The 19,065-nt window shown below is 36.1% G+C and carries 17 protein-coding genes and 1 tRNA gene; 7 read left to right on the forward strand and 11 right to left on the reverse strand.

The window, feature by feature from the left end; all coding sequences use genetic code 11:
- Positions 1-91: 91 nt before the first annotated feature.
- Positions 92-385, reverse strand: coding sequence for a DUF493 family protein (locus tag ACKGJN_RS13605; protein ID WP_409540098.1), 294 nt, complete (start codon positions 383-385; stop codon positions 92-94).
- A gap of 82 nt (positions 386-467) precedes the next feature.
- Between ACKGJN_RS13605 and ACKGJN_RS13610 the strand changes: the two genes are divergently transcribed.
- The 5 genes from ACKGJN_RS13610 (at position 468) to ACKGJN_RS13630 (ending at position 5,094) form a co-directional block, all read left to right on the forward strand.
- Positions 468-1,007, forward strand: a complete 540-nt coding sequence (locus tag ACKGJN_RS13610; protein WP_409540099.1) for an AAA family ATPase — start codon at positions 468-470, stop codon at positions 1,005-1,007.
- Between the two features lie 2 nt (positions 1,008-1,009).
- Entirely contained in the window at positions 1,010-2,914 is a 1,905-nt protein-coding gene (locus ACKGJN_RS13615) for a RecQ family ATP-dependent DNA helicase (protein WP_409540100.1), read from the forward strand.
- Between the two features lie 95 nt (positions 2,915-3,009).
- Entirely contained in the window at positions 3,010-3,957 is a 948-nt protein-coding gene (gene fmt / locus ACKGJN_RS13620) for a methionyl-tRNA formyltransferase (RefSeq protein ID WP_409540101.1), read from the forward strand.
- Positions 3,958-4,142: 185 nt separating this feature from the next.
- Positions 4,143-4,415 carry an HU family DNA-binding protein gene (locus ACKGJN_RS13625; protein ID WP_006990442.1) on the forward strand — a complete coding sequence of 91 codons (273 nt, stop codon included), beginning with the start codon at positions 4,143-4,145 and terminating at the stop codon, positions 4,413-4,415.
- A 118-nt stretch (positions 4,416-4,533) separates the two neighbouring features.
- The gene (locus ACKGJN_RS13630; RefSeq protein WP_409540102.1) at positions 4,534-5,094 is read left to right on the forward strand and encodes a YqgE/AlgH family protein; all 561 of its coding nucleotides are present in this window, start codon (positions 4,534-4,536) and stop codon (positions 5,092-5,094) included.
- Here the strand turns inward: ACKGJN_RS13630 and ACKGJN_RS13635 are convergent.
- Together ACKGJN_RS13635 and ACKGJN_RS13640 are read right to left on the reverse strand one after the other, a co-directional pair.
- Entirely contained in the window at positions 5,091-5,936 is an 846-nt protein-coding gene (locus ACKGJN_RS13635; protein ID WP_409540103.1) for an aminotransferase class IV, read from the reverse strand. The genes ACKGJN_RS13630 and ACKGJN_RS13635 overlap by 4 nt on opposite strands.
- Before the next feature lie 53 nt (positions 5,937-5,989).
- Positions 5,990-6,376: an START-like domain-containing protein gene (locus ACKGJN_RS13640; RefSeq protein WP_409540104.1), complete on the reverse strand. Its 387-nt coding sequence runs from the start codon at positions 6,374-6,376 to the stop codon at positions 5,990-5,992.
- Between the two features lie 176 nt (positions 6,377-6,552).
- On the opposite strand from ACKGJN_RS13640, the gene ACKGJN_RS13645 reads away from it, so the two are divergent.
- Positions 6,553-6,626 (forward strand) — tRNA-Met (locus tag ACKGJN_RS13645).
- Positions 6,627-6,885: 259 nt separating this feature from the next.
- Here ACKGJN_RS13645 and ACKGJN_RS13650 read toward each other — a convergent pair.
- From ACKGJN_RS13650 to ACKGJN_RS13660, 3 genes are all read right to left on the reverse strand, one after another.
- Positions 6,886-7,692 (reverse strand): alpha/beta fold hydrolase, encoded by an 807-nt coding sequence (locus ACKGJN_RS13650; RefSeq protein ID WP_409540105.1) that lies wholly within the window; start codon positions 7,690-7,692, stop codon positions 6,886-6,888.
- Between the two features lie 825 nt (positions 7,693-8,517).
- Positions 8,518-9,012 (reverse strand): hypothetical protein, encoded by a 495-nt coding sequence (locus ACKGJN_RS13655; protein ID WP_409540106.1) that lies wholly within the window; start codon positions 9,010-9,012, stop codon positions 8,518-8,520.
- A 318-nt stretch (positions 9,013-9,330) separates the two neighbouring features.
- A complete protein-coding gene (locus ACKGJN_RS13660; protein ID WP_409540107.1) occupies positions 9,331-9,492 on the reverse strand; it encodes a DUF3570 domain-containing protein in 162 nt (53 codons plus the stop codon).
- A 104-nt stretch (positions 9,493-9,596) separates the two neighbouring features.
- Between ACKGJN_RS13660 and ACKGJN_RS13665 the strand changes: the two genes are divergently transcribed.
- On the forward strand, positions 9,597-9,977 hold the full coding sequence (locus ACKGJN_RS13665) for a GNAT family N-acetyltransferase (RefSeq protein ID WP_409540108.1): 381 nt from the start codon (positions 9,597-9,599) through the stop codon (positions 9,975-9,977).
- Positions 9,978-10,267: 290 nt separating this feature from the next.
- Here the strand turns inward: ACKGJN_RS13665 and ACKGJN_RS13670 are convergent, their stop codons facing one another.
- The 5 genes from ACKGJN_RS13670 to ACKGJN_RS13690 form a co-directional block, all read right to left on the reverse strand.
- Positions 10,268-11,704 (reverse strand): glycosyltransferase family 2 protein, encoded by a 1,437-nt coding sequence (locus ACKGJN_RS13670; protein WP_409540109.1) that lies wholly within the window; start codon positions 11,702-11,704, stop codon positions 10,268-10,270.
- Positions 11,705-12,784 carry a HEAT repeat domain-containing protein gene (locus ACKGJN_RS13675; RefSeq protein ID WP_409540110.1) on the reverse strand — a complete coding sequence of 360 codons (1,080 nt, stop codon included), beginning with the start codon at positions 12,782-12,784 and terminating at the stop codon, positions 11,705-11,707.
- Positions 12,785-13,149: 365 nt separating this feature from the next.
- Positions 13,150-13,512: a response regulator transcription factor gene (locus ACKGJN_RS13680; protein ID WP_409540111.1), complete on the reverse strand. Its 363-nt coding sequence runs from the start codon at positions 13,510-13,512 to the stop codon at positions 13,150-13,152.
- Positions 13,509-14,267 (reverse strand): Hpt domain-containing protein, encoded by a 759-nt coding sequence (locus ACKGJN_RS13685; protein ID WP_409540112.1) that lies wholly within the window; start codon positions 14,265-14,267, stop codon positions 13,509-13,511. Before ACKGJN_RS13685 ends, ACKGJN_RS13680 begins: the two co-directional genes overlap by 4 nt.
- Positions 14,268-14,505: 238 nt before the next feature.
- Positions 14,506-18,549, reverse strand: coding sequence for a PAS domain S-box protein (locus tag ACKGJN_RS13690; RefSeq protein ID WP_409540113.1), 4,044 nt, complete (start codon positions 18,547-18,549; stop codon positions 14,506-14,508).
- Between the last annotated feature and the right edge of the window lie 516 nt (positions 18,550-19,065).

Raw genomic sequence — 19,065 nt, forward strand, 5'->3', positions numbered from 1 at the left:
GTTTTAAGGATTCAAAGGGTTCTTTCAGGATAAAATCCAAGTACCGAAAAGAACTTTCAAAAAGTTGATAAAAACGCAAAAAAGTCCCAAACTACAAGGAAATTACCCCTTCCACTTTTTCACCAATCTCTATATATTTATCAATTACGGCATCTGGATTTTTCATTCTTACATTTACCGAAACACTGGTGTATTTTCCTTTTTTAGATTTCGTAGTCTCGATCACAGCGCCCATATTGTCAAATACCTGCTGAATGATCTCCACTTTCGATTCCTTTGTGACCACAATAAACTTATATAAATATTCCGTGGGCCACATGGCCGTATCCTGTAATTTGGCTTTTAAATTTTCGTAAAATTCTTCCGGGTTTTGAGCTGAGTCCATTATAAATGTTCTTTCATTAAAATGCAAATATACAATCTATACTTCATTTTTTTTATAGCATACAAATACCGAAATTTGCAAAGTGGAAAATAAAAGAATACTTATTACCGGTGGCCCCGGTTCCGGAAAATCTTCAGTTATCAAAAAACTGGAGGCAGATGGGCACTATTGCCTGCACGAGGTTTCCAGGGAGGTTACTGCGGAAGCTCAAAAACAAGGTATCGATCAACTTTTTCTCGAAGATCCTTTTTTATTCAGCTTTAAACTGCTTGAAGCAAGAGTAAATCAACATCACGAATCGAAAGTATCTTCAGAATATCACATCTTTATAGACCGTGGTATCCCTGATGTTATTGCCTATATGGAATATTTTGGCACAGAATACCCATCTACCTTCACCAAAGCCTGTACGTTGTATAAATACGAAAAGGTGTTTTTATTACCACCCTGGGAAGAAATTTATGTAACCGATAATGAGCGTTATGAAACCTTTGAACAGGCAAAAATCATACATTCCCATCTTCAAAAAACATATCTTGGCTTTGGATATGAGCCTTTAGAAGTGCCAAAAAACAGTATAGAAGAGCGCTGTGATTTCATATTGAATAATCTTGATGTCTAAATTTGCAGGAAGCAAAGCACATACTTCAAAAGTACTGGGGACACGAATCATTCAGGTCTTTACAGGAAGAAATTATTTCCGAAGCATATAAGGGAGAAGATATTATCGCCTTATTGCCTACCGGAGGTGGAAAATCCCTGTGTTTTCAAATTCCGGCATTGCTGAAAGATGGAATTTGTATTATTATTTCCCCATTGGTTGCGCTTATTGAAGACCAGGTAAGCACCCTTCAGCAAAAAGGGATTAAAGCCCTGGCGATCACTTCCGGAATTTCTTTTTCAGATTTGGATGCACTTCTTGATAATTGCATTCACGGAAATTATAAATTTCTATACCTTTCTCCCGAGCGATTACAACAGGAACTGGTGCAACAGCGCATCAAACAAATGAATGTAAATTTAATTGGGATAGATGAGGCACATTGTATTTCCCAATGGGGTCATGATTTTCGTCCGGCCTACCTCAATATTTCAGTTCTAAGAGAATTACATCCCGAAGCTCCCGTAATGGCGTTAACCGCCTCTGCTACAAAGGAGGTTGTTGAGGATATCAAGAAACAATTATTACTTCCCAACCCAAAGATCTTTAAAAAGTCCCTGGAGCGAAATAACATTGCATTTAATGTTCTTTTTGCTGAAGATAAAATGTACAGGCTCCGGGAATTACTGGAAGATAAATCCAAATCGGCAATCATTTATGTGCGAAGCAGGAATGCAACTCAGGAAATTTCGAGGGAACTTGAATATTATGGCTATAAGGTTGCTGCTTATCATGGTGGATTGACCGGAAAAGAGAAATCCAAAAGACTTAGTGCCTGGCTTAGGGAAGATGTAAAGATTATGGTGGCCACAAATGCTTTTGGGATGGGTATAGACAAGCCGAATGTACGAAATGTGGTACATCTCAACCTGCCGGAAAGTATAGAAAGTTATTTTCAGGAAGCCGGACGTGCGGGAAGGGACGATCAGGCTGCATCGGCAACAATCATCACAAACAAAAGCGATATTCCACTTCTTAAAAATCAGTTTGTTAAATCCCTTCCGGATATGGAATTTGTGATCCTTATCTATAAAAAACTGGTCACCTATTTTCAAATCGCTTATGGGGAAGGAATGGATACCACGCATGATTTTAATTTCGCAGAATTTTGTAACCGGTATCAGTTTAATTCAATCAAGGCATACAATGCACTGCAATTACTGGACAGGATAAGCATTCTAAAACTTTCACAACAATATCAGAAATCGGCACATCTACAGTTCATAATTTCAAACAAACAGCTTTTTCATTACCTGGAAGAAAATTTAAAATTTGACCCAATCGTGAAATCGATCTTGCGGACTTATGGTGGGATTTTCGAAAATAAAATGCCTGTAAATCTTTCTTCTGTAGGGAAAAAAGCAACTGTTTCGGAAGCTGAAATTATTCAGGTTTTAAATCGGTTACATAAAGATAAAATTGTCGAGTTTGAGCATCAGCAAAATGATGCTTCCATCACATTTTTGATTCCAAGAGAGGATGAAACCGGAATTTATCCTTTTTCAAATTACATAAAAAATCAGTTCAGAACCAAAACAGCTAAAATAGAGGCCATTCTCGCCTATGTGGAAAATGACAAAACCTGCAGAAGCCAGCAACTTCTGCATTATTTTGGAGAAAAAGATACTGAAAAATGCAGGATTTGTTCAGTTTGTCTACCTCCGGAAAAGAAGTTTAAAAAGGATTTGATAAAACAGATGTATCTTGGGATTATAGAATTGCTGGAATCTGGAGAGAAAAACTCGAGAGAACTTGTGGCAGCACTCCCCTATCCTGAAGCCGGAATACTCAAGGTTTTGAAGTTGATGATGGAAAAGGATATTATCAACCTTAATGCAAGCAATCAATATAAGTTAAAACATTTATGATGAGCTTAACTGAAACACGTAAAAACACCAATAAAATTGTGCTAATTACTTCCGATAGCTCGGGAGACCAATAAAAAAATTATAAGAATCTACTTATGAAAAATTTACGGATAATTTTTATGGGAACCCCGGAGTTCGCGGTTTCCACACTAAAAGAAATTATTAAAGCCGGTTTTAATGTGGTAGGCGTTGTAACCGCTCCAGACAAACCTTCCGGGCGTGGCAGAAAACTTCAGGAAAGCGCTGTTAAACAGTATGCAACAGCTCAGGCCCTCCCGGTATTGCAACCAGTCAATCTAAAATCTCCTGAATTTATTGAAGAAATAAAAGCCCTTAACCCAAGCATTCAGGTCGTGGTAGCATTTAGAATGCTGCCAAAAGTCCTGTGGCAGTTGCCAGAATATGGGACTTTTAACCTTCACGCTTCCCTTCTGCCGCAATACAGGGGAGCAGCTCCAATAAACTGGGCGATTATAAATGGAGAAACCGTTACCGGGGTATCCACATTTTTTATAGATGAAAAGATCGATACGGGTTCGATGATCCTTCAAAGGGAGATAGAAATTAAAGCAGATGAAAATGTAGGCGAATTGCATGATAAGCTCATGCAAACAGGTGCCTATCTTGTTGTAGAGACCCTTGAGTTAATCCAAAATGAAGAAGTGATTCCCAGGAAACAGAAATCGGATATCGCATTAAAAGATGCCCCTAAACTCACAAAGGAAAATACCAGGATAGACTGGAACGCTCCCATAAATAAGATTTATAATTTTATTAGGGGACTAAACCCATATCCTGCCGCCTGGACCAAATTAAAAAATGGAGCGGAACAAGTCCAAATGAAAATTTATCAAGCTGAAATTTCCAGGGAAGCACATAAATTTTCAGTTGGGGAATTGGTTTTGGTGGAGAAACAGCTGAAGGTCGCTGTTAAGGACGGTTTTTTAATTTTAAAGGAAATTCAGTTACCTGGAAAACGAAAAATGCTCACCAAAGAACTTTTAAATGGCTATAATTTTGAAACCGAAGCCAAAGTTCTCTAAGGCCTTGTGATTGCTGAAACTATGAATTTTCGTGAAAATCAATCTTATTTTATTAACAAAATGTTAAAGTTTTCAACAAAAATCCGTATTTCCCTTGTTATTACTTGCACGGCTGGGAAATCCACATAAATTTGTAAAGCAAATTAACAGAATGTTTAACCAACAATTAATTTAAAATTCAAATTATGAACAAAACGGATTTAATCGATGCAATGGCTGAAAACGCTGGTATCTCAAAAGCAGCAGCAAAAAAAGCATTAGAATCATTTTTAGAGAACGTTGAAAAGTCCCTTAAAAAAGGTGATCGTGTTTCTTTAGTTGGATTTGGTTCCTGGTCAGTTTCTAAAAGAGCTGCACGTGAAGGAAGAAACCCACAGACTGGAAAAACCATTAAAATTGCTGCAAAAAATGTAGTGAAATTTAAAGCAGGAGCAGACTTGCAGAAAGCTGTAAACTAATTCTTGTAATTAGTAAAATAAAATCAACTCTCCTTCGGGAGAGTTTTTTTTTATAAAAAACAATAAAATCATTTGAATTTAATAATTAAATCTTTAGATTTAATTAAAGACAGTAATTATGATAGCTTTAAAACCAGCCAAGGGACTACTTTTAGTGGCTGAGCCTTCAATCATTGGGGATGCATCTTTTAACCGATCGGTGATTTTGCTTGCAGAACATTCCGAAAGTGGCTCAATTGGTTTTATACTGAATAAAGTTCTTGATTTTACCTTGAATGACCTGATTCCTGAACTCGATAAAGGATTTAAGGTTTATAATGGTGGACCCGTAGAACAGGACAACTTATATTTCATTCATAAGGTGCCCGAGCTTATCCCGGAAAGCATCGAGATTGCTAATGGCATTTATTGGGGCGGTAATTTTGATGTTGTAAAAGAATTGATCTTAAACGATTTGATTACTGAAAAACAAATACGGTTTTTTCTGGGTTACTCAGGATGGGATGCACAGCAGCTAAATGATGAACTGAACTCTAATGCATGGATCATAAGTACTCACCAGGATGCAAAAGATATTATAGAACGTCCCTATCGTTCCTTTTGGAAAGATAAAATGATTGAATTGGGCGGCGATTATATGTTATGGTCCAATGCTCCCGAAAATCCAAGTTACAACTAAGCAAGCCTTGCCTTTACGTTAAGTTTAGAAAGTAGCTCTTTCGCCACTTCTGCACCAAACTCCTTTTTTCTATATTTTGTTACTGGCTGTATCCCAACAATAACATTGGTAATAAACAATTCATCGGCTTTTTGAAGTTCAAAAGGTGAAATGGACGCTTCCTCTATTTCAAGATCCATCATTTTTTTAATTATCGAGATCACCTGCTTTCTTGTAATCCCATTCAAAGCACCATCGGTTAGAGGCGGGGTTTTTACCTTGTTATCTTTTACAAGAAAAATATTCCCGTTTAAAGCCTCTACAATGGCTTTATTTTCATTAAGCAGCAAACAGTTGTTATATTGATTTTCCTTTGCATAGATACTTCCCAATACATTTACAGCGCGGTTGTTCGATTTAATAGTAGATAATAATCCGCTCATGATATAATGGTCTTTAAAAAGTTCTATTTCATAAGCATCAGAATTCAGCAGGTAAAATGGATCTTTTAATTCCTCTGCCAGGATAAAATAATCGATGTCCAGGGTTTCTGGTTGATAATAGCCTCCCTGTTTTCTGAATACCGTAAACTTGATTCTTACCGGAGAATTTTCAAGGAGGTTTTCCTTGATTAAATTCAGGATTTGCTCTTCCAGGAATTCTGGAGAAAAATTTTCAGGAATTTCCATTCTCATAATTCTCATGGATGCCATGAGCCTGAAATAATGATCTTCCCAGAACATTATTTTTCCGCTTATAACCCGAATCGTTTCAAAAACCGAATCCCCATACGCTATACCCCTATTATAAACAGTAATCGTTGCCTGCTCATTTTCTACTATATTCCCATTTAAATTTATCATAAAAAAACCCCGTTTAATAAACGGGGCAAATGTAGTATTTTTAATAACGAAATCTAGGAGGAACCCAAGATCTGTTTTAGCTCTGAGATCATGTTTTCCCAAAGCATTTTCCCCTCTTCCACTTCATCCTCTTCAGCAAAATCTGTGATCATGATGGAAACATCCTTAGTGATTTCATCCACCTGTATCCTTATTTCAAAATAATATGGGGTGTCTGCATCATCTTCCCAACGAAATTTGATTCGTTCCCCGTTTTTTTTGCTTACCAAACTGGCCGTTTCCTCAGATCCATCCCAAATAAAGGTAAAAAGTTCACCCCGGGAATTTACATTATCTGCATACCATTCACTTAATCCAGAAGGCGTTGAAATATATTGATATAATAACGAAGGAGATGCCTGAATAGGAAATTCCATTTCGAACTTAACTTTATCTTCCATGCTTTATTTGTTAGTTTTGGGCAATATAAATATTAATTACTAACATAAAAAATAAACAAAATAAATATTTCAGAAAATAATGTTTGCCTCAACTGAAATAGTTTCTATATTTGCACCCGCTAAGAAGGAAGGCTTGCCTTTTAAGTCTTTTCTTGTTCGTGAAATCCTTATAAAATGGCGAGGTAGCTCAGTTGGTTAGAGCGTCGGATTCATAACCCGGAGGTCAGGGGATCGTGCCCCCTTCTCGCTACTAGTAAAACAAGGCTTTCAGGAAACTGTAAGCCTTTTTATTTTTCTTTCAAGTACAGAATTTTAGTATTTTCAGGGTTATAATTTTAAATGCCCTTCTTTAATCCTTTTTGTAGGCTGATTTTATATTTCTGGAAAAAATCCATCTGTAATATAGATATATAAGTCAAGAAGGGATCTAACTTAAAATATATGTTAATAGCGTTGCAATGGAATAAACCACCCTTTTAATAGCGTTTATTATTTATTGGGTAATGTTTTTATTTGTTGTCTAAAGAAAGGAATTGAAGGCTGGTTGTTAAGAAACTCTTCTTGTTTGGTCCAATAATAGCAATATGTCCTGTATTTGGAACAATCCATAATGCTGAATTCGGAATATTTTTATATAATATAAATGCCGGATCAACACCTAGGATTTCATCGCGATCTCCTTGAATAATTAAAGTCTTAAAGTTGAAGGCATTTAGTTCTTCATCGCTTAGGTTAATTTGATAATTAAGGTTTGGGTCGAATAAGGCCCTGATTTGAGTTTCACTATTATAATGAATTTTTTTCAGTTCTTCAATAAATGTAGTTGGAAGGTTTTCATAAGAAAATGCATTATCACCTTCATTATTTTCTGCTCCGTTATAGCTATGAGAAGTACCAATTATAATTATTGATTCTATTTTTTCCGGGTGTGACCTTGCCAATTCAAGTAACGTTAGACCACCGTAGCTCAATCCAATTGCCTTTACTCTATTTATTTTTAGATGGTCCAGGAGTTCTAAAATATCTTTGGCCGATTCTTTTATTGTGAAGTCAGATGTGATTTGGGAAGTTTTACCGTGACCGCGAAGGTCGATGGCGTAAACTTCAAAATGTTGGACATAAGCAGGTATATATTCAGTCCAGAACTCGGTAGATTGTGTCCAACCATGAAGAAGTAAAAGTGGCTCTCCTTCCCCATAGACTTCATAATACATATTAATACCATTGACTTTTACGGTCTCGGCACTTTTAGGAAGTTGTCCAAAACTTTGTCCTGAAATTATCGCCATAAGCATGAAAGGTATAATCTTTTTCATCTGAATTATTATCTCCTTGTAAAATTGATGCCAACGTTTTGCTGCTACACGCAGGCAGAAATTTTTACCACTAAACTTCCTAGGAAGAACTGCACTTTAAATTTACAACTTTCCTGTCCTACCAAGCACGAAATCATTGTTTACGGGTAGGTGTTTTTATGGGGTTGTTTTTTCTTGGCTGTTAAAATCGTATGAATGTCTATTTCGTTCCCAGTTTTTTTATATTCTACTTTAATTTCTTGCAAGTCATTTTTAATAAGTTGTCCTATCAGTTCGTCCAAGTTATGGAAATTGGGTTTAGCATTCCTTCATATTTTAATACTTGTTTTAACCAATATTATGGATATCCTCCGAGGGAAGTAAAATTCAGAAATGCTTTGAACAGGGAAGACAGTGAAGAAATTCAAACTTCAAATAACAATGCAGGGGTTATTGCCTTTAGCGCCAATTGTGCTGCTAAAATTCTCACCGTAAATCATCACAAACTCATCCCACTCCCTGATTTTTGCCATTTTTTTCCCACCTATTATTGGGTCTAATTTGCTTTCAAATTCTGTTTTAAATTTAAAAATGTCTAACTGATTTTGGGGGATGTGATTGAACTTAAATGCAAAATTTTTTCTTTAAAAATAGTGAAAACCTTGCATTTTTTCAAATATAAAAAGCTCAAAGTCCCCATATTTTTATAGGATTTTACTTTTTCAGCAAGCCCTAAATCAATAGCGCTTTTTATTCAATGATTATACAAAAGATGAGGATCCAACCCGATAAAAATATTTGTTGAATTAAAAATTCATGCCAGAACTTATTTTAGACATTGCAGGATTAATCATCATTTTCTTCAGATTTAATGAAATCAGGTTGATTTTCCAAATTTGAAGTTTCACGAATTTCTGTATGCCTGATCTCTCCACCACTAACTCCTACGTAATATGCAGAGACTAAGGAGGAAATTGTAAGGATAATTACCAGGATATACCCGTAGGCAGCTAATCCCCATTTTTTTATTTGAAGGAATAGGGTGATTAAAGCGGCACCACCTAAAATCAGGGATAAGGTGAAAAATTGTTCTGCATATTCTTCGTGATCGTGAATAAACGATTCACTTATCCCTGGAATTTTTTCCACGATTTCTTCTGCTCCTTCTCCCGTATAATTTGCGGCAATGGCTGCCAGGGCACTAAAAATAAAAATACCGAGGGATGTGGCTTTTACCTGTGGATTTTTTAACAGGAATCCAACAATTAAAACAAGCAGGCCGATGTTAATACCAACAATTGGAAAATGGTTGACTATTAAATGTAAATGTGCATCATTCATTATTTAAGGTTTTTATTGATTTCAATTTTAACAAAGTAACTCAGGCAGGTTTGATACCCTCTAAGTTAAAAATTAATCCTGAACAAACTTGAAGCAAACAGCAAATATATTCGCATTAAAACTGGTGTTCCGGTCATATCTGTTGTATTCCATATCAATGCTTTTCATTCCAAATTTCCAGATGTGAAAATTTGTAAAAATAATGGTATAAATAACTCCAATTCTATACTGATTTGCATTGAAATCAGACAGGTCATAATCTGAGGTGTAATATTCTTCAGTGGAAAGATGTTAATTATTAGCCGCGAAATAATCGACCTAAGTTTGGGTGTAATAGCAGTAGGAAGGATAAACGGTAAATCCGTGACCAACTTTAACAGGCAATTCTATCTTTGCCGTATGTGAATCCATTCCCCAATCGTCGGTATAATAGCGATAATGGGTACGAAGCACTAAGTACTCTCTGATGTAATAATTCAAATTTTCGCCCACGGCCAGATCAAAAACATGCTATAATCGACCTCTGGAATACTGAATATCCACTGAATCTTCAGTTCAAAGATATTTCGGAAATAAATGAATATATGAAGAAGCTTAAAGATCAGAATTACAGCATTTTAATCGATGGAAATGATAAAATTAAAGGTTGGCATTTTGACTTTGTTAGAGGTAATGAAAGGTGGTTTTTAACAATTCTAAGTTCTGGGACTCAAGGAAGAAAATTGGGAAAACAAATTATTATAAAGGCAGAAGAAGCCAACGAAGAATTAAATGGGTGGGTAATAGACTCGGATAATTACATAAAAGCGGACGGAGAATTTTATAAAACTCCAACTGAATTTTACAGAAAACAAGGATTTCAGATTTTAGAAAATATTAAACTTGATTCCGAACAAATAAGTGCTATTAAAATTAAGTGGTCCAAAACTGGTTACAAACGATACGACAGCTCCGCCAAAAACTGACCTTGTACACCTATCGCATCACCGTAAGTAAGCATCTCGTATACTGGGGTTCGTAGAATGATGAGTTAAAATCTATGTAAATATCCAACATTGCTTTTTTATCCTTGTTGCTTTAGCCTTTTGAGTATTATATATGCTGCACTATCTGACATTATTTGTCTTTTATTTTTCGGATGATTTTTCAATATCTCAATGCTATGGACAATTTCCATGAAAGCGACAATCTTCTTTTCGAATTTTATACAAGCTGCTCATTCATAGAATCTAACTCCTCTACTCCATCAATCTTCTTAATCCTTATTTTTTTTAACCGGATTTGTCAAACCCGCCCGAGTCATGACTCCCCATTTTTTCTTTCCTCGTATCAGGTCAAAATTCCCCATAACCGCAGACCACATTATAACGGGATGATATAATAAAGGCTCGAGCAAGGCTGTTCCTATAAGTCTGAAAATATATTTGGGCTTAGTGTATTGCTGAAAAGAATATTCCTCAAAAAACAAGGCCGTTACTGAAAATAAAAAGGCAAAACTATAGATCGCCAGAAAAAAGGTTAAAAAGATGATCCAGTTGATCTGGTTAAACAACAGTAAAAATAAAAAGAATAAGATCCCCAAAAATTCGAAGAGAGGTGCCAGCCATTCAAAGAAAAACCAGAATGGCGTGCTGAGCATTCCCAGGATCTTATATTTTGGATTGAACAGCATTTTTTTATGGATCCAGAGAGTTTCAGCAGTTCCGCGTGTCCACCTGTTGCGTTGGCTTTGAAGGACCTTCCAGCTTTGGGGAACTTCTGTCCAGCACAAAGGATCCGGGACAAATCCAACGGTATAAGGAACATTCTTTTCGCGCATCATTCTACGCATTCGAACCAGCAATTCCATATCCTCCCCTACTGTTTTTGTATTATAACCTCCCGCTTCAATAACCGTGGGTTTATCGAACATTCCAAAAGCTCCGGAAATAAGTAACAATCCATCCACTCTGGACCAGGCCATGCGTCCCATTAAAAATGCGCGGAAATATTCCAAAACCTGGACCCTGGCTATAAATTTTTTGGGTAATTTCACTTCTATAATTCGCCCATCTTCAATCACGCAGGAGTTGGCAACCCTAATAACCCCACCGGAAGCAATTACCTTCTTCTCATTGTTTAAAAATGGCTTTATGAGCTTTAACATCGCATCGTGCTCAAGAATACAGTCTACATCTATACAGCAAATAATACTGTTTTTGCAGATATTAATTCCCGTATTCAAAGCATCGGCTTTGCCCCCGTTTTCCTTGTCGACAACCGTAAGGTTTTTAAAAGCTTTGTTCCTGGATTTGTAAATTCCCCTTATAGTTTTTGTTGGAATGAAACTATGATGCAAAACATCCCTTTTCTCCAATTCATATTCCTCAATGAGCTTCTTGAGCGAATCATCCTTGCTTCCATCATTGATTATAACAATTTCAAATGAAGGATAATTAATGGTGAGAAGGGAGCGAACATTTTCCACAATATTCAATCCTTCATTATAGGCAGGTGCCAGGATGGAAATAGCGGGTAAATTCAAGGATTGCAACATAGCCGTCTCATCCACAAAATTATTTCTTCGTTTGTAATCCCTAATTTCAATCAATGAAAAAACCGCAGAAAAAAGATACCCGGTACAAATAATTGAGCCGTAGATTAAAAATAGCCAGCTTGCTATCTCTGTTATTTGATGTAAAGAGGAACCCATTTAAATTTTTAATTCCTTTTCAAGCATGGTTTCTAAATTTATTCGTTTTGTTTCCTCCGGCAAAAAATACCGCTCTATATTCAGATATTTTATTTTCAGTTCCCATTCATCAGCAGCTATCAATGGTCCAACTTTTTGCAGATCATCATAGTCCCCAAGCTGTTCTATAGTTTTTAAAATTTCCTTTTTTATCAGGAAATTTTCCTTTTCAAAATTGGGGATTATTAAACCCAGTAATTCTTCATATCCCAATTTTCGCAAAGACCGTATCGTTTCTATTTTAACACTCTCTTTCCCGTGATTGAGGAATGGAATCAGTTTGGGTATATTTTCAAATTGATTATACCGCGAGATCAATCGTATTGAAAATTCCACTACACTTATTAACTCGTGATTTAACCACCGAGCAAAATCGGGGGTTGGTCCATCATAAAAATTCTTCAGTGCATTTTCAATATAAATTTGTTGCCAGGTGGTTAACGGGCGTTTTGTTTTGTCCAGAAATTGTATAGGATTGGATTTTGCTGTTTTTATAAAATAAAGTTGGGTTTGCTGCCTCACCTCATCTCTTTGATCGTTTAAATAGGGTTCTATCTTATTTACAGGAACTTCTATTGTCAATTCTGAAAGGGCATAGATAGCTCTTGCCGTATTATACCAACTATTTTTATCCAGGTCTTTGAGAATAAAATGATCCAGTTGAAATTTTAAAAAAAGTTCCTCCAGCGCTGTGGCAGATTCTCCTTTCAGGTTTTTATGAAATTGCAGGATCTCTTTTATAGTGACCTTTATCTCAAGTCCTGTGTTTAAATGATTTTTTTTGAAATTTTTAATCTCCTTTTGCTTTTCAAAATCCTCATCAAACAAATATGAATTTAAAAAATCTATGAGCAAATTTTCCTGCTTTTTCTTCTTTGAATTCCGGAAATTTTTAAAAAGACGAGTTCCTATTATGAATGTCACAAGGCATAGTGTGAGAAATAAAAAGAGTAAAATCAAAAGAACATTGATTTTCATGATCCATGCCCAATCCCTGAAGTTGGAAAAACCGTCAAATAATATAAGCAGGTTTGGCGTCATAAATGATGATTAAAAAATTTCCACATTAATTTAAAATGAACCTAATAAAATTGTTCAGTAGTTCATTTTATTTCTATTATCCTGTTTTAGGAAATTGTAGAAAGGTGCTTACTTTAACCGCAAAGGGCGCAAAATCTTGCTATTCAATTCGGCACTTCTGTCAAGAAGTTCCTTTATAATTTCCTATTCAATAATTATCCAGTTGGTACATTTTGAATCATCAATTTTTCTTTGCGTCCTTGGCGTTTTTTTTCTTGGCGTGCTTGCGGTTAAAAAGGAACGAAGAAAAAACGTCAATTCTTAATTGAAATCTATAAAATAATTCACAATGTTCTAAAACATTACCTTTCTAACTAAATTCAGTCTTAAGCTTTATTTAAAAACCGTTTTACCCTAAGAGAGAGTTCGTTTGGACTGAAAGGTTTTGTTATAAAATCGTCTACGCCCATATTAAACGAGTCCATTATTATATTTTCCTGGGTAGAGGTTGACAATACGATAATGGGGGTTTTAGGCGAATTTTTCTTAATATAACTTATCAATTCTTTTCCCGTGACAAAAGGCAGCATTAAATCGGTTAAAATTAAATCGAAATTGGCTTCCTTTAAAAATTTCATGGCTTCCCTTCCATCCTTCGCAATTAGCACTTCGTGACCGTCCTTGGTGAGTTTAAATTCTAAAGACTTGATCACCATGGGGTTATCTTCAATAACTAATATCTTTTTCATCCTCCTATCTTCAAATCGGGGAAATCCCGTGTTAGTTGTTTTTTTATTGATGCAAATTCCAGATGCAGGTCATGTATAAGTCCTGGCATTTTGGTTTCTACAACTTCAGAATTCAGTAGTTGGCAAATGCTCCTCCCAGTTTCATTTTCCAACATTTCAAACGAAGGTTTTATACTGTGGGCTATCTCCCGGATCCTGTTAAAATCCTTATCCTGAAGTTCAATATTTAACTGCTCGAGCTCTGTGTTAACCGAAGTGCTGAACAATTTCAAGGATTCAAAAACAGATTCCTCATGACCTTCGAAAATATCCCTTAAATAATTTAGTGAATAACAATCGGTTTGGGCTGGAGATTTTTCCGGGAGCCTTTCCAGAATTTCGTTAATTTCAAGAATGGCGGTAGATTTTATAAAAGGCTTTTTTATAACCCCCTCCGCATAAGCGATTACGCGGAATTCCTGTGGAGTTGGAACAGTGCCAACAGTGATCAATACCGGCAGCATTAATCCCAATTCTGTTTTAATATAATCGGCGGTTTGATATCCGTTTAAAGGAGTGGAATTTTCCTCAATTACAAGAATATCTGCCTTGTTGGTTTTATTAAACCAATGGATTGCATCAATGCCGGAGTGACATATCACCAGCTGCCAGCCTTGCTGCAATGCTATGTGAGCAAAATTTTCCTGTTCTGTTATGTTGCTTTCTACCAATAAAATAGTAGGCGCTGCTTGTAGGGAAGCATTTGGGTTTTTCATGAAAGGGGGCGATTTGGGGCTAAATTACCTGATTCAGATTTTTAATTTTTGACGATTATATTTTTTCAATTGCTGCTATTTCATATTTTATGATTTTTTTAGAATATGATTTAGGTTTAAAAGTACTTCTTTTTTAATTGAATAAAGGCTTTTAAAATGCAATTAACAAATAATAAAGTCAACAAAATTAAGAATTTAAGAATTCTTCTTATGTTTATAGACTCGTTTTTTTATGGTTTTAACCTAAATCCTCTTTCCCTGGCTCATTTTTATGTAGGTAATTTCGTTCATTCGGTTGTGACGCGATCAAATACGTTTGAACAAGATCCCGTATTGTATTGAAAATCACCGGCTTGGTAATATAATCATCCATCCCAAACTCTGCACATCGCTCCTGCTCTCCTTTTAAGGTTCTCGCGGTAAGTGCAACAATGGGAACATGACTGCCATTGCTCTCTAAGGATCTTATTTTTTGGGTTGCTTCAAATCCGCTCATAACTGGCATTTGGATATCCATTAAAATAAGATCTATTGGTACATTTTTATACATTTCTACGGCCTCCAATCCATTTTCCGCTTCCAAAATGTTCGCATTTGGCAATGCTTTCAGGATAATTGTTTTGGCCAGGAATTTATTTACAGGATTGTCCTCTGCCACTAAAACAGTATATACCGTTGCAGATTTAATGAGATCCTTAGAAGTATTTGTGGGCACTTTTTCAGTAGCTGAAACCTTCATATTTTTCAGCATATTAAAAAGTTGATCAATTTGTATGGGTTTTGTGATATTAAACTGAACATTTAAATCTTTACAAGCCTGATAAATTTTCTCATCATCGGCAGAACTATGCAATAATATTATTGGCAAATCTTCCTGGGTATAATTAAGTTTATTTCGAATATGGCCAATTAAATCGATCCCGTTCATATATGGCATATTATAATCTACAATGGCCAAATCGAATCTGTTAATGCCCTCCAGGGATTGTAATGCCTCGATCCCGTTGGATACCAGTTCAGACTCAATATTACCAATGGCCAACATTTCTTTAAGAATGATCCGGTTATTTCTATTGTCATCAACAACAAGAACCCTGTTGATCGCTTTCGTAGTTTCTTTTAAATAATCTTCTCCTTTTTCAGCCTTAAACCTGATTTCAAATGAAAACACGCTACCTGTGCCTAATTCACTTGTCACTTCAAGTTTGCTGTCCATTAATCCGAGAAGTTTGTTGCTTATGGTTAGTCCTAAGCCAGTTCCTCCGTATTTCCGGGTTGTTGATGCGTCCTCCTGGTCAAAAGCATTAAATACCTTTTGAAGATTGTTGGGCGCAATTCCAATCCCCGTATCGCGAATGGAAAAAGTGTACAGCATTTCATCCAGAGTATTTTCACAAGGAGTAGCTTCAATTTTTAATTCTACTTCCCCTTTTTCGGTGAATTTTACGGCATTCCCTAAAAGATTGGTAATTATTTGCCGGATGCGGATGGCATCTGCATAGATGAAGCGATTAATATCTGAAGAAATATTGAGCAGCACTTCCAGGTCCTTTTTATGTGCCTGGTGCTTAATAATATCTATTGTTTGTCCGCAAAGTTCTATAAGGTCTGTTTTCTCATTGCTGAGCTCCAGTTTTCCAGCTTCAATTTTAGAAAAATCCAGAATATCATTGATTAGATCCAATAAAGTATTGGCCGAATAATAGACCGTTTGCATATATTGCTTTTGACTTTTAGAAAGTTCGGTTTTCATCAATAGATCTGTAAAACCAATAACTCCATTTAAGGGCGTTCTGATTTCGTGACTCATATTTGCCAGGAATTCCGATTTGGATTTATTGGCCGCTTCAGCTTTAAGCTTTGCATTTACCAGGGAGTTTTCCATTTCTTTTCTATCGGTGATATCAGATTGTGTCCCGATCATTCTCAAGGGCTTTCCCGACTTATCCCATTCAATAATTTTACCTCTGTCCAATATCCATTTGTAATCACCGTCTTTACATTTAATTCGCTTTTCGATATTGTAACCCGGAGCTTTGCCTTCAAAATAATCCATCACCGCCCTTTGCGATTTTTCTCTTTCCTCAGGATGAATCCTTTTATCCCATTTTTTTACATCTGTTAGAGCCTCTGCGGCATCAAATCCCAACATATTTTTAGCCTGCTCAGACATATATTGTTTTCCTTCCGGAATGTCCCAGTCCCAAACTCCATCTCCCGAGCCTTCAAGTGCAAACTGCCACCGTTGCTTACTTTCACGAAGTTCATTTTCAATATTTTTTAAATTGGAAATATCTGATGCTACGCCTAAGTAGCCTGTAATTTCACCTTTTTCATCTTTAATGGAAGTAATCGCAAGTTGTACAGGAAACCTGGTGCCATCTTTACGGATATAGGTCCACTCCCTGGTATCAATTTTTCCTTGTTTGGCTCTCAAAACAAAAACATCCAACCCACTAATCTCCCCGGGATACCTTTTTGAAAGTAATTGCTCCCGTTGAAATACTTCTTCTTTATCGTGAAGAAGTCGGATGTTCATATTCTGATTAAATTCATGAGAGGTGTAACCCAATAAGTTTTCGGCCCCCTTATTAAATTTTCGCACGATCCCATCGAGATCGGTTTCAATAATGATCACCTGAGTGGTGGCATCCATGATACCCTGAAGCTCACAGAGGCTCTGTTTTAAAGCTTCCTTTGCTTCCCTGTTTTCAGTAATGTCATTTATTTGAGCTATAAAATAGAGAGGTTCCCCTTCCTTTCCGCGTAAAAGGGAAACATTGAGCAACCCATAAATAATACTTCCATCTTTATGGATATATCTTTTTTCAATTTGATAGTTTTCCCGCTTACGTGCAACTATTTCATTTAGCAATTCTAAATCGGTATCAGAATCATCAGGATGCGTAATTTCCTGAAAATTCCGATCCAACAATTCTTCCTGGAAATAGCCTACAGTTTGAGCTAATTTTCGGTTGACCTTTAAGAACCTTCCTTTGAGGGAAACCATCGCCATCGCGTTAGGTGAAAATTCAAAAGCATTTTTAAAGAAATTGGCGTTTTCCTGAACCTGGTTTTCCAATTTTTTACGGGAGGTAATATCTTCTACCTGGGTAATAATTAAGTAACCAACCTCATCAGGTTCAGAAAAAATCGATGTGCTCACATTACACCAAATAATTTCTCCCGTCTTTAAAATAAACCTGGTTTCAAGTTTATAGTTGTCTATCTCGCCTGATAATAGTCGTTCCCTATAAGAATTTGTAGTTTCCAGATCTTCCGGGTGAGTAACATCCCTAAAGGTTAAATTTAAAACCTCCTCTAAATCCGATTCCTTATACCCAAAGATGGCAAGGGCAGCGGGATTCACCTTTAAAATTTTACTGTTTTGTCCCACTAATATTATACCAATGGAAGATTTGCTGAAGATTTGCTGAAACTTGTCTGTACTAAATTTCAATTCCAGTTCGCTTTTTTTCTTCTGATCAATATCCTGAATAGCGCCATGTATTTTTACGCATTTCCCGTTTTTAAGTTCAGGTTTTCCAAAAACACTTACCCAAATCACGTTTCCTTTGGCCGTAACCAGCTGTAATTCTTCTTTATACGGGATCCCGTTTTCAACAGCAGCCCTGAACAAATAATTGATCTGGTCCCGGCTTTCTCCTTCCTTATAAAAATTAAGAGCAGTATCCAGGGTTGGAATATAATCCCTGTCCACTTCGTGAATATCCCTGGCAATTTTTGTCCAGGTTAATATTTCATTGGTTAAATCTATATGCCATCCACCAATGCGTGCAAGTTCATTGGCTTCCTGAGAAATTTTGCTGGTTTCTTGAAGCCCCTTATTTTCCCATAGCAATTCCTGGTCTATTTTTTTATTGCGACTTAGATCGGTATGAAGAATTAATAGTCGGGATACTCTTCCTTCAGCGTTCTTAACAGCTTTCCCTCTTCCCTGAAATAGAACCAGTTCCCGCCCTTTGTTTCCAAATTTAAAATCTACATCAAAATATTTTTCATGATTTGCGACACATTCCGTAAATAAATGAATTGCAAGATCCCTGTCTTTTTCAGATGATTTAAATGCGCTCTCCTCCTCTTCCACAGCATAACCTAAGGTTTTCCAGAAAGAACCGCTTATCCATAAATTTCCGGGTTGTTCAAGATCACAATACCATATGCCATCAATACTGTTCTCACTCAGCCATTTAGAGATTGACACATCGTTTTTAAGGAGATCGTAAAATTCGGTTTGTAAATAATTGTAGGGGTGAAACATAACAGTTTGAGGCTTGAGGTTTGGGTTTGATTTCTTTCAAATTTATACATTAATTAACTAAAAAACGCTTTAAGATAATTTTTTGTTAATAAAAAGCAGATGACTAATAATTCACGGCGTGGGTTCTATTACAAGCAGTTAGGGAAAGTTCCACCGGGTTGTTCCTGAAAGCATTCCCTGCTGCTCAACATTAACTTTCACAGCTTTGAACCACCTTAAACCTATTAAACAGACCTCACAGATACTGTGAGGTCTCAATATTCCTCCATTATCCACAACACTTTTTATATTTCTTTCAACTACCACATGGACACGGTTCATTTGGAAAAGAAGTCAATCCACAATCCTCGCTATTTTATCTTCTTTTTGATATTGATAAATCAAATTTATGTTTAAAATTCTCTGCCATCTTGTTCAACTTATTCTTAACTCAATTTGGGCTTCGATTTATTCATTCCTTCTTCTTATTAAGAAAGCACGAGTCACCTAAAATTTACATTTTTTTTATGAACATTC

Source organism: Gillisia xinjiangensis (assembly GCF_046298265.1).
GTDB lineage: Bacteria > Bacteroidota > Bacteroidia > Flavobacteriales > Flavobacteriaceae > Gillisia > Gillisia xinjiangensis.

Bases quoted from the DNA above. Each gene is read 5' to 3' on its own strand.
- fmt (WP_409540101.1), top strand. From the start codon at position 3,010: ATGAAAAATTTACGGATAATTTTTATGGGAACCCCGGAGTTCGCGGTT.
- ACKGJN_RS13635 (WP_409540103.1), bottom strand. From the start codon at position 5,936: ATGATAAATTTAAATGGGAATATAGTAGAAAATGAGCAGGCAACGATT.
- ACKGJN_RS13630 (WP_409540102.1), top strand. From the start codon at position 4,534: ATGATAGCTTTAAAACCAGCCAAGGGACTACTTTTAGTGGCTGAGCCT.
- ACKGJN_RS13640 (WP_409540104.1), bottom strand. From the start codon at position 6,376: ATGGAAGATAAAGTTAAGTTCGAAATGGAATTTCCTATTCAGGCATCT.
- ACKGJN_RS13650 (WP_409540105.1), bottom strand. From the start codon at position 7,692: ATGAAAAAGATTATACCTTTCATGCTTATGGCGATAATTTCAGGACAA.
- ACKGJN_RS13665 (WP_409540108.1), top strand. From the start codon at position 9,597: ATGAAGAAGCTTAAAGATCAGAATTACAGCATTTTAATCGATGGAAAT.
- ACKGJN_RS13685 (WP_409540112.1), bottom strand. From the start codon at position 14,267: ATGAAAAACCCAAATGCTTCCCTACAAGCAGCGCCTACTATTTTATTG.
- ACKGJN_RS13680 (WP_409540111.1), bottom strand. From the start codon at position 13,512: ATGAAAAAGATATTAGTTATTGAAGATAACCCCATGGTGATCAAGTCT.
- ACKGJN_RS13605 (WP_409540098.1), bottom strand. From the start codon at position 385: ATGGACTCAGCTCAAAACCCGGAAGAATTTTACGAAAATTTAAAAGCC.
- ACKGJN_RS13670 (WP_409540109.1), bottom strand. From the start codon at position 11,704: ATGGGTTCCTCTTTACATCAAATAACAGAGATAGCAAGCTGGCTATTT.
- ACKGJN_RS13625 (WP_006990442.1), top strand. From the start codon at position 4,143: ATGAACAAAACGGATTTAATCGATGCAATGGCTGAAAACGCTGGTATC.
- ACKGJN_RS13675 (WP_409540110.1), bottom strand. From the start codon at position 12,784: ATGACGCCAAACCTGCTTATATTATTTGACGGTTTTTCCAACTTCAGG.
- ACKGJN_RS13655 (WP_409540106.1), bottom strand. From the start codon at position 9,012: ATGAATGATGCACATTTACATTTAATAGTCAACCATTTTCCAATTGTT.
- ACKGJN_RS13690 (WP_409540113.1), bottom strand. From the start codon at position 18,549: ATGTTTCACCCCTACAATTATTTACAAACCGAATTTTACGATCTCCTT.